The sequence below is a fragment of the Rhodococcus sp. 14-2496-1d genome (genome assembly GCF_002259365.1).
Classification (GTDB): domain Bacteria; phylum Actinomycetota; class Actinomycetes; order Mycobacteriales; family Mycobacteriaceae; genus Rhodococcoides.
Map to the genome: position 1 here is coordinate 51,759 of NZ_NPFV01000010.1, position 11,951 is coordinate 63,709.

Genomic DNA, 11,951 nt, shown 5'->3' on the forward strand with positions numbered 1-11,951 from the left:
CGATCGATCAGTCCGTGGTGATGACTTTCCCTCGAGTTTCGGGAACCAGAAGGCACCCGAGCATTCCCACGACCGCTCCGATGACTCCGAACCCCATTGCACGATGGATGTTTCCGTCGGCCAGCATGATCGCGAACAGCGGAAACAGTCCCGACCCGATACCGCGTGCCACGTAGTACGTGGCACCCGAACCGAGGGCTCGGTAGCGCGTGGGGTAGAACTCCGATATCCAGGTGCCGATCACACCGAATCCCGCATAGCCGATGGCACAGCCGGCCAGAGCTGCTGTGGCGGCGGTCCACACACTGCCCGTACCGGCAGGCATCTCGGTGTCCGACCCGATCGACAGAAACAGCCCGAATCCGACCACACCTACTGCACAGGACCAGAATGTGGATCCGCGGCGACCGATCCTGTCCGACAACGCTCCGAACGTGATGTACGAAGCGATGCCGAGCACAGTTCCGATCGAAAGCACGATCGTCGCCCAGCCCAACGACAACCCGGCGTATTCGCGCAGGTAGGTGGGACCGAACGTGATGTAGCAATAGCTGGCGGCGAAAATTCCGGTGGTGGCAAGGGTCAGGAACAGTCCACCGACGATCGTTCGACGCTTGTCGGCCGCGCTCGTCAGCTGCTGCGCTTCGGTAGGTTCCACGGCGACCAACGGCGGTGCGTCCTTGGCTGCGCGCCACACCTTGGATTCCGGCAGCATCCGGAAAGCGAACAGCCCCACTGCGACGCTCATGGCTCCGATGATGACGAAGCCGGTACGCCAACCGGATTCCGATCCAAGCGTAGTGATGGTGCCGAACAGAATTGCCTGAGTGATAAGAGTTCCGCAGATGAACATCCCCTGCAGAACACTCCCCATCAGTCCTCGGTTTCGCGTCTTCCACGTCTCGGTGAACATCGCGAAGATGACGCCAAAGGCACCGCCCATCGCCACACCTGCCAATACGCGGGTCAGGGTGAAGAGCTCGAAGCTGTCGAGGAATGCACCGACGATCGCCAGCACGCCGTAGATGGCGGTGAACGCGACGTAGGTCGGCCGACGGCCCCAACGATCGGCGGTCCAGCCGAACAGGAAGCCGCCGGCAATCGACGCGATGCTCTGAGCCGTGATGACGCCGACCACAGCCTGAGTCGATACCGCGAACGAATCGGCGAGATCCCTCAACGGGTAGCTCAACAGGTTCAGTTCCATGCTCTCGATGAGGGCACCGGTGATGGCGAAGCCGAGAACTATCTTTCGTTCCTTCGGCGTGTACGCGTTCTCGGCGTTGAGCCGGCTCTCCCCCACTGCGCTGGTCGACTTCACAGTGCTCCGACCTTCCCTGCGCGAGCCCTGACCTTGTTGGTCATCGACCCGATTCCCGTGATGCTGCTGGTGATGACATCGCCGTCGGTGAGGAACCGCTGAGGCGTCATACCCAGGCCGACACCCGCGGGTGTCCCGGTGAAGATCAGATCGCCGGGGTAGAGGGTGACCTCCGACGATATGTACTCGATCAACTCCGGAATCGAGAAGACCAGGTCCCCGGACGTTCCGTCCTGGACGAGTTCATCGCCGATCCAACACTTCAACGACAGCCGATCGAGGTCCTCGAACTCGTCGGGAGTCACCAGCACCGGCCCGATCGGCGCGTAGTTTCGAAACGACTTGCCGAAGCTGTACTGCGGAGTGCTTCCCTGCAGCTGGACCTCTCTGTCCGAGATATCCTGCCCCACAGTCAACCCCGCGATGCAACTCCATGCGTCGTCCTTCGAGACCCTGGCTGCTTCGCGTCCGATGACCGCCACCAATTCGACCTCCCAATCGACGGAGTCGCCCGACAATTCGACGTCGGCGTCCGGTCCGGCGATCGCCGACGGGAACTTGGTGAACAACAGCGGGACCGTCGGCAGCGGTGATCCTGCCTCGCGGGCATGGTCGACGTAGTTGAGCCCTACCCCGATCACCTGACGTGGTCGGGGGCTCACCGGACCCACGTCGGCAGTGCCCGAAGACGCGGCCGGGTGATCGGGGTTCACCGCCGCGGCCCACGCTGTGAACTCCTCCCAGCGCTCGAAGATGTCTTCGATACGGTGGCCGAACCTCTCACCGCTGAGCCGAGCAACGTCGATCTCGGCCCCACCGTGCAGCAAGGTGAGCCGACCCGCATGATTGGCGATACGCATTGTCGAATCCTGTTCTGAGACTGTCGTTGGGCAACACTATGATTGGGACGATTGGTCGCTGACGAGTCGGTAGGTGGACCAGCGCGCGTGTGCACCGATCCTGTCGACCGCCGCCGATACCGAACCTGTCGGGGACACCGCCAGCGATCCGTACTGCTCGATGACCACGAACACGGACGGTCGCTCGTCGGCCGCGGCGGCGCTGCCGGCCGCTTTTCCCTCCGCGGTGCTGTCTTTCGCCGACGCGGCGACCGCGTCCGTTTCGTAGACCGCGACTCCCTCGGCCAGACCGCTCTCGATCGTCGCCCTCGCGATGTCCTCCACCGCCTCGACGAGCGACCCGTTCATGCCCACCCCACCGGTGATCCGGCCCAACAGAATTCGGCCGGTTCGGCCCAGCCCTCCGCGGAAGCGTCGAGTTCCCACCGTTCTCTCGTTCTGGCGGAACAGCGCTACCGCATTTTTCGTGCGCGGTGTCGGTGAATCCAAGGCGGCGAGATACTCCGGGCTCGTCAGTACCTCGACCGAGTCCGTCTCGTAGATGGAGAAGTACTCGACTCGGGCAGCCCCTCTGTCGGGATCCTCGACGAATCGACGGGCGTTGCGGAAACCGGTGACAGCGAGCCTTTCCGGGAAGTGCTCACGTGAGTACCAGTCGTCGAATTCCGGAACATCGTCGCGGTCGACGGCAATTACGTTCATCAATGCGCCGGTCATCAGAACAGACCCTGCCGCTGTTGAAATTTGGTGGGCTTGCCCAACGTCTCGCCATCGCGGCCGACCCACGCTGCGACAGCGTCGATCATGAAGGACAGAGTAGTGGAGGGATATCCGAACTCCTTCTGCAGTGCCGTTCCATCCATCACGTACGAGGTACCCGTCTCGGTCCCCACGAATCTCGGTTCTTTGCCCAGGATTTCGCCGAATCGGTGCGCAAGCCATCGAATGGACACGATCTCCGGCCCGGTGATGTTCAGCCTCCGTGGCGGCGAGCTGGCAAGCGTCAGCGATCGAATCGCGTAGTCCGCGACATCGCGTTGCCAGATGACGCTGGCATGGCCCATCTCGAGTGGGATCTCGGATCCATCCTGAACTGCCTGCGCAATTTCCTGGAGCACTCCGTACCGGGTCTCGATCGAGTATCCGAGCCGGAAGATCAGCAAGGGCGTCCCGAACTGGAGGGAGTGGTACTCGAACACGCGCTCGCGTCCGACGCAGGATGCCGCGTATTCACCGATGGGGTCGACCGGATCGTCTTCGCGCGAACCGCCCGTGGCGACATCCGCCAGCGGGTACGTCACCAGGGTGGAGAACGCAACGATTCTGCTGTCGCGATACTTGGTGGCGACCCGACCCGGCAGATAGGCATTCATCGCCCATGTGAACGACTCGTTGCCTGTCGTGCCGAACTTGTTGCCTGCCATGAAGATTACGTTCGCGGCCTCGGGTAGGGCCTGTAGCTGGTCGTCGTCGGTCAGATCCGCGGCAACGCACTCGACGCCGTTGCGCTCGAGAAACGCACGGGTACGCACGTCCGAGAACCGAGCGACGCCGAAGATGCGCTTGTCGGTACCCGCTGCCTCCGCGGCGCGCTTGGCCATCACCGCCACGCTCGGGCCGACCTTGCCACCCACGCCCAGCACTGCAATGTCACCCACGATGGTCCGCATTGCGTCGATCAGTTCCTGCGACGGCGTTGCGAGCGCCTCTTCGATGGCGTCGACTCCGTCGAACTCGGTGTCCTTTTGCCGGGTTTCTTGCGTGATGCTCACGTGTTGTCCTCTCGTTGTGACCTGTGACATACATCGTGACCCACAATCAACCCACGCAACACCGGTCATATCGCTACCCGAAGAGCGGAAACTATGTGGGTTTCCCACAGTAGGGTGATGGAATGCGGAGTTACCACCGATCGATCGACGAACTGGTCGACGAGGCAGTCGGACTCATCTGGAACACGTACCGCGGTTATTCGAACGACGTGCTCAGCCGGAGCGAACTCGACTATTTCGTCCGTCGCAACATCGAGGTGGTGCTGGACTGCGTAGGACGCGGTGTCACGCCGTCCGGCGAGGAACTGGGCCATGCCCGCGAACTGGGTATCTCGCGGGCGCAAGAGGGTGTACCGCTCGAGTCGGTCATTCAAGCGTTTCGCTCGACCGAGCGAGTACTGCTGCTGCATGTACTCCGTAGCCAGGACAGCGCGACGGGGACGACACCGACCGAACTCGCCCTCTCCTGCTTCGACGCGCTCACCAATTCGATGATCGACGCCTACCGTGAGGCCTCGTCCGTGATCGACGCAGTGACGCGCCGAGCCGAGGACGAACTGGCGACAGCACTGACGAACGGCTGGGACGTGGACACTCAGGAGTTGAACCGGTGGACCAGCGTGCTCGGGGTCGATCCGAACGCCGCGCACGTGTGCGCGATACTCACAATGGCCGACAGTGCAGATCCTCTTGCCGGCCAACGACTTCGACGTCAGGTGAGCAGTGCGCTGACCACCGCACGCCTCGGCCCCTCGATATTCGGGGAAGCAGACGGCAGCCTGATCGTCTTCGTACCGCTTCCCGACGGGCCGTCCTCGCTCGGAGCGCTCGACACCGTGGTGACAACATTGCTGAGGCATACCGCCGACTGTCTGGCGGTGTCCGTGGGCGAAAGCACGTCCTCCTTGAGAACCGTCCATCGGTCCTTCACACAGGCGAGTGCGGTTCGCAACGCTTCCAACCCCGACCTGACGTCGAGAACCCTGGTGCACTACGCCGATGTACTGCTCGACATCCTCATCAACAGCGATGTGGAAGCACGAGAGAAGTTCGAGATCGACCGCGTCGGACCCATCCGTAACGCGGCGCACCTGATGGACACGATCACCGCTCTGGCCGAATCCAACATGTCGCAATCCGCCACCGCCAAAAGGCTTTACGTACACGTCAACACCGTGTCTGCACGGTCGAAACGAATACAGGAACTGACCGGTCGAAATCCGCTGGTCTTCAACGACCTGGTCGAGTTGTATCTCGCGTCGCGCGTGGTGGTACGAACCCGCACTTCCTGACGAACAGCCGAGTTGCGCATCTCCGGCACGGACCGCGGGACCAGTGTGGCCCGGCCTCCAATATGCTCGGTCGGTGAGAACTCGGATGATGGAGTCGAATCTTCGACATGCGCCGCTTGCGGGCGTGGCCCCGAATACCCTCTATCGCATCATGGCGCTTCGGGTCGCGGTGTTCGTCCACGAGCAGAAGATCGTCGACGAGGCGGAACTCGATGGCGCGGACCTACTTCCGACGACGGAGTTGTTCTGGATCCAGGACGACCAAGGCGAGGTGGTGGCCACTCTTCGCGTCCTCGTCGACGACACGGTTCACATCGGACGGGTCGCGACCGCAGCTCATGCGCGCGGTAGCGGCTACGCAGGCGAACTCGTCGATGCCGCACTGACGGCCTACCCCGGGGTAGTCGAAATCTCCGCGCAAGCGCACCTCGAGAAATGGTACGAGCGCTTCGGATTCGTTCGAGTGGGAGAGCAGTACCTGGAAGCGGGAATCCCGCACGTGAAGATGCTCACCCGGGATGCAGACCCCCGATAGATCACGCGGACGACTACGGCTGCGCAGGGCGGCCCAGTCGGTAGCCCTGCAGCAAGTCCGCCCCGATCGACATGGCCGCCGCGAGGTCCTCGTCGGTATCCACACCCTCGAACACGCATCGGGCGCCGGTCTTGCGCGCGAACTCGAGCACCAGTTCCGCCAAAGCCAGCTTCGCCCGATTCGCCCTCATCTCGTGGACGACGAAGGCATCGAGTTTGACGATCTCGGGTTCGAGCAGAACGAGGTGCCGCATTCCCGCGTACCCCGATCCCAGATCGTCGACCGCCACGCCCACCCCGCCGCGTCGAAGCTCGGCCAGGACGGACACCACCGCGTCCTCGTCGACGAGGGCGGCATGCTCGGTGATCTCGACAACCAATGGCCGACATCGCCCGGCATCGAGCAGCACGTCGACCAGAGCCGAGTCGACCAACAGCGTTGCAGCGCTGAGATTCACCGCAACGAAAGGCCCACTCGGCAGACGAACGGATTCCTCCAGTGCTCTGACCGCCGCCGATCTGTCGAGCGCAGGCCCCAGGCCACAGTGCGCAGCATCGGCAAACCATGCTTCGGTATCACCGCCGCCGGGCGGAAAACGAGAAAGAGCCTCGTATCCCTCGATCGCACCGTCATCGGCTCGAACGATCGGCTGAAAGACGATCTGCGGACCACCGCACGCAATCACGGCCTCCACCCGACGCCTCGCACGCAACAGTGTCGAATGCAGCGGCGTCGAGGCACCTCTAGTCGACGACACGGGTCGTCGAATACATCGGAGAAAGCAGTTCGGCCGCGACCTCGGTCAGTCGACGCTGCATGCTGCCAGAGGAAGATCGGCGAATCGGTCCATCAGGAACTGGGCAGCCTCGCCGCCGTAGCCGTCGATCAGCTGCGGTCCGAAGTGGTTGGGCAACACAGCACCCTGCAGGATCGGCGGCAGCGAATTGGTTCGGAACTCCACCCGGGCACCGAGCGCACACCAGTCGTACGCCAGTTGCCTGGCCTGGCCGTACGGCACCGTGTCGTCATTGATTCCGCTGGTGATCATCACCGGAGCATTCGGCGTACTGCGGCCGATTCGTTGCTCGTCGAAGATCGCTCCGGCCTGCGGGATCCCACGCAGGTTCTCCAACATGGACTTTCCGTCCTTCGTCAGCGTCTCCGTGCGCAGGAACGGGTGCTCGAGAATCGTGTCGCCGATGCATTCCGTCGACAGCTCGTTCAGCACCGCCTTGCCCTGATCGGTGAGTCGCTCGTCCACGAGCGGGCGCAGACTCGGGTCGCGTTCGACGAATCCGTTGAGGGCATAACCGATCACACCACCGATCAGTGTTCCGTCGACGGTCTTCAACACCTCGAGCAGATCGGCCGTCGGAGCCCCGGCCCACGTCCCCTTCAGATTCAGCTCCGGCGCGTACTCCCCGGCGAGTTCCGCGGCGGCCGCGGCAGCCCCACCGCCCTGCGAGTAACCCCAGATGCCGATCGGTGCATTCGCGTCGCCGCCCAATTCGACTGCAGCCCGGGCACCGTCGAGAACTGCATGCGCCTCCTCCACCCTGTTCACGTACGTGTGCAGGCCGGGCGTTCCCAATCCGATGTAGTCGGTGACGAACACGTTCGCCCCCATCGACCCCCACAGCGTCGACGACAGCAGTTCCTGATTGAACGAGATCGACGGTGGTTGTGTCACAGCGTTGATGGAGGTGGGAAACGCTCTCGACGGGGCACATTGATCGCCCTGCCCGACGGTTCCCGGGGCGACGACGATGGTCGGTCGCGGGCCTGCTCCACGCCACGGCACCTCGGTCTCGACGAACGTGCCCGACACGACCACCGGCGTATCGTCCTGCGTACGCGAGGTGTACAACACCCGCTGCGCCTGGGCCGGATACGAGCCGTCGTTACCCGGCAGTGCAGCGAACAACGACATCGGCTGGGTTCGGTCGACGGATCCAGGGCTGTCGGTCGGCTGGGCAGGCGGGACGTAGAAGTCGTCGACGGGATCGGCGTGCGCGGCCGAGGCACCGAGTGCGGTCACCGAGGACGCGAGTACGGCGGTGACGACAACACCGATCATGCTGCGATACAGATGCATTGGGCTCTTTCTGCTGAGGGGTCAGACAATCGTGTCGAGGTCGCGGGCGACGATGTTGTCCAGCGCTCGTTCGGCCAGCGCCGCGATCGTCATGGACGGGTTGCAGGCCGCAGTGTTGCCCGGCATCAACGCACCGTCGAGAACGTACAGTCCGCGTTGACCGTGAACACGGCCGTCGAGGTCGCACACCGGGCCCATGTTCGCCCCGCCCAACGGATGCCAGGTGGAGGGGAACACGGCATTGGTATCGGTGAGGATGCTGCCCGAACCTGCGATGCGACGCACCGTCGGATCGATGGAACCGTCCTGAATGACGGAGTCGCCGTTGGCCGGCCAGTACAGCTGGGCTCGGTCGCGCGTGGAATCGTAGGCGACGTGGCCGCGACCGTCACTGACTCCGTAGCCGACGATCATCGTGCTGTGGGCATCCACACCCAACGGCGGAATGGATGCCTGAATGACCGTGTGCGCGGTGCGCGGATCGTCCCAGTTCAAGCTGCCGAACACCACCGGACCGCCCTGCGGCGTACCGAACTGCTGCTCGATACTCGACCACACGTAGATGCGATCGGCGTTGGTACCCCAGCCCTGCCCGAGCTGGTCCGGTAGATCCGGGATGGCACCGGTGGCCCCGGCGCGGACCAGCAGCTTTGTGGTGTTCAGACTGCCTGCGGCCATGATCAGCGCACCGGTAGTGAGGATCTTGTTCTCCAACACCGTTCCGGCGGAATCGATTCGGTCGACATGGACGGTCCAGCGACCGTCAGTGGCGCGCTCGACGTGCGTGACGTTGTGCTGCGTTGCCACGGTGGCCAGCCCGGTTGCCTCGGCAGCGGCGATGTAGGTGACGTCGACGGAATGCTTGCCGCCGTTGTTCACTCCGAATGCGCCCGCACCGTTGGTGTACGACGGCTTCATCACCCCGCGGGTTTCGTCGAGGGCGTAGTTCCAATCGATCGGCATCGGAATCTTCGACACCGGCAGACCCGCCCGCCGCGCACTGTCCGCGAACACCCGTGCCGCTCGATAATTGGGCGTTGCGATCAACTCGTCAGGGGCCTGCGCGAGCTGCAGCATCCGCGCGACGCGGGGGTAGTGGACCGCGTTCAGCGTGGCCCAGTCGAGGTCGATCGGAAAGTGAGTCTCGAAGACGGCCTGCGAGGGCTGCAGCGTCATTCCCTGGTAGATCAGCGACCCGCCGCCCACTCCGGCTGCACACAGAGCGGTCATGTTGTCGCCGGAGACTGCCTCGAGCAGGCCGACGTACGGATCGAACGGAACCGGTCTCCCGAACAGGTTCGGGCTGGAGCCGTACCAGAGCATCCGCTTGTCCGGCGCGGTCGCGTTGGGGAAGGTATCGGCATTCGGCCCTGTGGGCCAACGCCTTCCGCGTTCGAGCACCAGAACCGGGATGCCTGCCTCCGCCAAGCGCAGCGCCGCGACACCGCCCCCGAACCCCGATCCGATCACGACGACTCGATGGTCCTCACGGGTGATCGGGACCTGAACCCTCGAACGCGGGGCGGCCTGCGCTGCACCGGTAACCGACGCCACGGCAGCAATCCCGGCCATCGCGGTCGCGCCCAGAAATGACCGGCGATTCAGTGTCGACACGTTCCCCCCAAGAGATTGCGGCAACGTACATCGAAACCCGAGTTACGTGTACGCGTCGTGCAAAACTAGACAGAAGGGGACTTGGGTGTCAAGTTTTCGACGCTATGAAAAGGGCAGAACCGGGATCAACCATCGTTCGAGGTAGCGCCGCAACCCGTCGTCGTGGTGAATGGTGGGGTCGTCGAACAGAATCACCGACAGCCCCACACGCACGATGACGCCGTCGATGCCGTGGAACTGTGCGGAATCGAAGCCCGGATTGCGCTCGATGTAACCGTCGAGAAACTGGCGTACCACCGGTTGTGCGCGATCCATCATGTCCGGGTCGAACAGTGGGTTCGCGTTGCCCGAGCGCAACAACGAGTTCAGAACCGGTTCGCGCCGAATGAGATTGCGCGCAGCGACCACGGTCTCGACGATGAACTCCGTCGGAGTCTCGGCCTGATCGGCCTTGTCCCTGATACCGCCCAGCACGTCGACGATCAGTCCCACCATCGCCTCGGAGACCATGTCCTCACGAGTGGTGAAGATCGAATACACCGTCTGCCGCGTGACACCCGCAGCACGCGCCGCAGCCGCGATCGTGACACCCTCGAAGCCGCTCTCGGCGATCAACCCGAGGGTGGCATCGAGAATCTTCTGCTTGGACCGCACGGTCCGATTATGACGGAATTCGAGCGTTGCGGCCTCATCCGATGACGGGGCGGAGACGATAAGCTCGCACCTGTTCATCGAATGGGGGTTCACACGTGAGCGAGAAGACGACACCCGGGGCGACGCTGCGCACCATCACCGGCACCACCAGCGGAGACCTCGAAGCGGTCGAAGCCGACGGGTTGATCCACGCCCGGGGAATTCCCTATGCCACCGCCACGCGATTTCGTCGGCCCGAACCGATCGACACCCCGGATACGACGCGCGATGCCACCCGCCGCGGACCGGTCTGCATTCAACTGCCGTCCCGGATAGACAATGTCACGGGCCCGATGGTCGACGGGCTCGAACAGAGCGAGGACTGCCTCGTGTTGTCGGTGACCGCTCCCTCTGTGGCGGAGGGACTTCCGGTGATGGTGTGGCTGCACGGCGGCGGCTACGTCTCCGGCGGCGGGGAAGCCGAGAGATACGACGCCGACCACCTCGTTCGGGAGGGCGTCGTGGTGGTCAGTGTCACCTTCCGGCTCGGTGGATTCGGTTACCTGACCCCGAAAGGCTCAGGGGACAGCAACATCGGGGTGGAGGATCAGATCGCAGCACTGCGCTGGGTGTCGATCAACATCGCTCGATTCGGTGGTGACCCGCGCAACGTGACGTTGTTCGGTCAGTCTGCGGGCGGCGATGCCGTCCTCGCGCTGATGGCGTGCGAGTCGGCTGCAGGGTTGTTCTCGAGGGCAATCGTGCAGAGCGCGCCCTTAGGGTTGCGATCGGGCCGTTCGGCTCTGTACGACACAGCCCGAAAGGCTTTCGCAGCGCACTTTCGTACCGACCCGGCCACCGCTCCCGCGTCGGATGTGCTCGATGCGGAGCGTGCCGTGACGCGTGCCGTGCGCAGGTTCGGTGCCGCAGGCGGAATGCCGTTCGGGCCGGTTGCTCACCTCGAGCCCCTGGCCGGTGACCCCGACGCCGCCCTACGCAGAACTGCTCCTGGCGTCGAACTTCTGATCGGTCACACCAGAGACGATGCTTCACCGTTCGTGGACGTCGTATCGAACATGTTGTGGCTGAACAGGTTCGGTATCGTCAGTTCGGTACTGACCGCTCCGGTCGTCCGTCTCGTCACCAACCTGTTGTTCGGCGTCGACGGCATGGTGAAGATGTGGCACCGCGCCGGTGGTCAGGTCGCGTCATACCGAATCGACTGGGCACCGAAGGGCGCACCCTTGGGAGCCTGCCACAGCATCGATTTGCCGTTGCTGTTCGGTGACGCGTGGTGGGACGCACCGATGTTGGCCGGCTATGCTCCGCCGGAGGCATTGGCCGCCAAGGTACGGCGGACATGGGCCGCGTTCGCCAAAGAAGGAGTGTCCGGGCTACCTGGGCGCTCCATGGTGTTCTGACCGGGCCCACCCTCTCCGACTTTCAGAGCTGCGTTTCGGCGAACACACCGGCAACGACGAAGCCTCCGGCAATGGCGCAGCCGGCCACTCGGGTGCGGCGCGGAAGGTACGCGGTCAAGGCGAATGCACCGGTGTCCCATACGTCGACGGCCACCCCGGCACGCAGAAGGGGGCGCACCAACTTCGGTGCGTACTTCGTGGCTGCGTACAGCCCGCCACCGATGTAGATCTCGCGAATCCCGAAGGTGCGGGCGGCCGCTCGCGTGGTCGCCACTGCGGCGTCGGGGCCGGCGAGCAGTTCGTTGGCGCGGGTGGGAGCGATCATGTGGGCGACGCCGATGGCGGCGCGGCCCAACCCGACGATTTCGGGCAGGCGTCGAACAAGCGTGGAGCCGATGGCCATGAATG

The 11,951-nt window shown here is 63.8% G+C and carries 12 protein-coding genes; 3 read left to right on the top strand and 9 right to left on the bottom strand.

Going from position 1 to position 11,951, the window contains the following annotated elements; translation table 11 throughout:
• Positions 1–7: 7 nt before the first annotated feature.
• Genes CH296_RS07105 through CH296_RS07120 form a run of 4 tightly spaced genes read right to left on the bottom strand, consistent with a single transcriptional unit; the run spans position 8 to position 3,953 of the window.
• Positions 8–1,321, bottom strand: a complete 1,314-nt coding sequence (locus CH296_RS07105; RefSeq protein WP_094630486.1) for an MFS transporter — start codon at positions 1,319–1,321, stop codon at positions 8–10.
• Positions 1,318–2,181: a fumarylacetoacetate hydrolase family protein gene (locus CH296_RS07110; protein WP_094684372.1), complete on the bottom strand. Its 864-nt coding sequence runs from the start codon at positions 2,179–2,181 to the stop codon at positions 1,318–1,320. The genes CH296_RS07105 and CH296_RS07110 overlap by 4 nt, the downstream gene beginning before the upstream one ends.
• 36 nt (positions 2,182–2,217) lie before the next feature.
• Positions 2,218–2,898: a DUF4286 family protein gene (locus CH296_RS07115; RefSeq protein WP_094683438.1), complete on the bottom strand. Its 681-nt coding sequence runs from the start codon at positions 2,896–2,898 to the stop codon at positions 2,218–2,220.
• Entirely contained in the window at positions 2,898–3,953 is a 1,056-nt protein-coding gene (locus CH296_RS07120; RefSeq protein ID WP_218830245.1) for an NAD(P)-dependent oxidoreductase, read from the bottom strand. Before CH296_RS07120 ends, CH296_RS07115 begins: the two co-directional genes overlap by 1 nt.
• Before the next feature lie 122 nt (positions 3,954–4,075).
• Between CH296_RS07120 and CH296_RS07125 the strand changes: the two genes are divergently transcribed.
• On the top strand, positions 4,076–5,245 hold the full coding sequence (locus CH296_RS07125; protein WP_094684373.1) for a CdaR family transcriptional regulator: 1,170 nt from the start codon (positions 4,076–4,078) through the stop codon (positions 5,243–5,245).
• An 88-nt stretch (positions 5,246–5,333) separates the two neighbouring features.
• Positions 5,334–5,780: a GNAT family N-acetyltransferase gene (locus CH296_RS07130; protein ID WP_094684449.1), complete on the top strand. Its 447-nt coding sequence runs from the start codon at positions 5,334–5,336 to the stop codon at positions 5,778–5,780.
• A 13-nt stretch (positions 5,781–5,793) separates the two neighbouring features.
• On the opposite strand, the gene CH296_RS07135 is transcribed toward CH296_RS07130, so the two are convergent.
• The 4 genes from CH296_RS07135 to CH296_RS07150 all read right to left on the bottom strand — a co-directional run bounded on the left by CH296_RS07135 (position 5,794) and on the right by CH296_RS07150 (position 10,143).
• Complete coding sequence (locus CH296_RS07135) at positions 5,794–6,537, bottom strand: EAL domain-containing protein (RefSeq protein WP_179277652.1); 744 nt, start codon at positions 6,535–6,537, stop codon at positions 5,794–5,796.
• Between the two features lie 45 nt (positions 6,538–6,582).
• The gene (locus CH296_RS07140; protein ID WP_256980371.1) at positions 6,583–7,875 is read right to left on the bottom strand and encodes a lipase family protein; all 1,293 of its coding nucleotides are present in this window, start codon (positions 7,873–7,875) and stop codon (positions 6,583–6,585) included.
• 21 nt (positions 7,876–7,896) lie between these two features.
• A complete protein-coding gene (locus tag CH296_RS07145; RefSeq protein WP_094684375.1) occupies positions 7,897–9,489 on the bottom strand; it encodes a GMC oxidoreductase in 1,593 nt (530 codons plus the stop codon).
• Between the two features lie 102 nt (positions 9,490–9,591).
• Positions 9,592–10,143 (bottom strand): TetR/AcrR family transcriptional regulator, encoded by a 552-nt coding sequence (locus tag CH296_RS07150; protein WP_256980372.1) that lies wholly within the window; start codon positions 10,141–10,143, stop codon positions 9,592–9,594.
• Between the two features lie 95 nt (positions 10,144–10,238).
• On the opposite strand from CH296_RS07150, the gene CH296_RS07155 reads away from it, so the two are divergent.
• Complete coding sequence (locus tag CH296_RS07155) at positions 10,239–11,543, top strand: carboxylesterase family protein (protein WP_256980373.1); 1,305 nt, start codon at positions 10,239–10,241, stop codon at positions 11,541–11,543.
• A 22-nt stretch (positions 11,544–11,565) separates the two neighbouring features.
• Here CH296_RS07155 and CH296_RS07160 read toward each other — a convergent pair whose 3' ends face one another.
• A complete protein-coding gene (locus tag CH296_RS07160) occupies positions 11,566–11,946 on the bottom strand; it encodes a hypothetical protein (RefSeq protein WP_094684377.1) in 381 nt (126 codons plus the stop codon).
• Between the last annotated feature and the right edge of the window lie 5 nt (positions 11,947–11,951).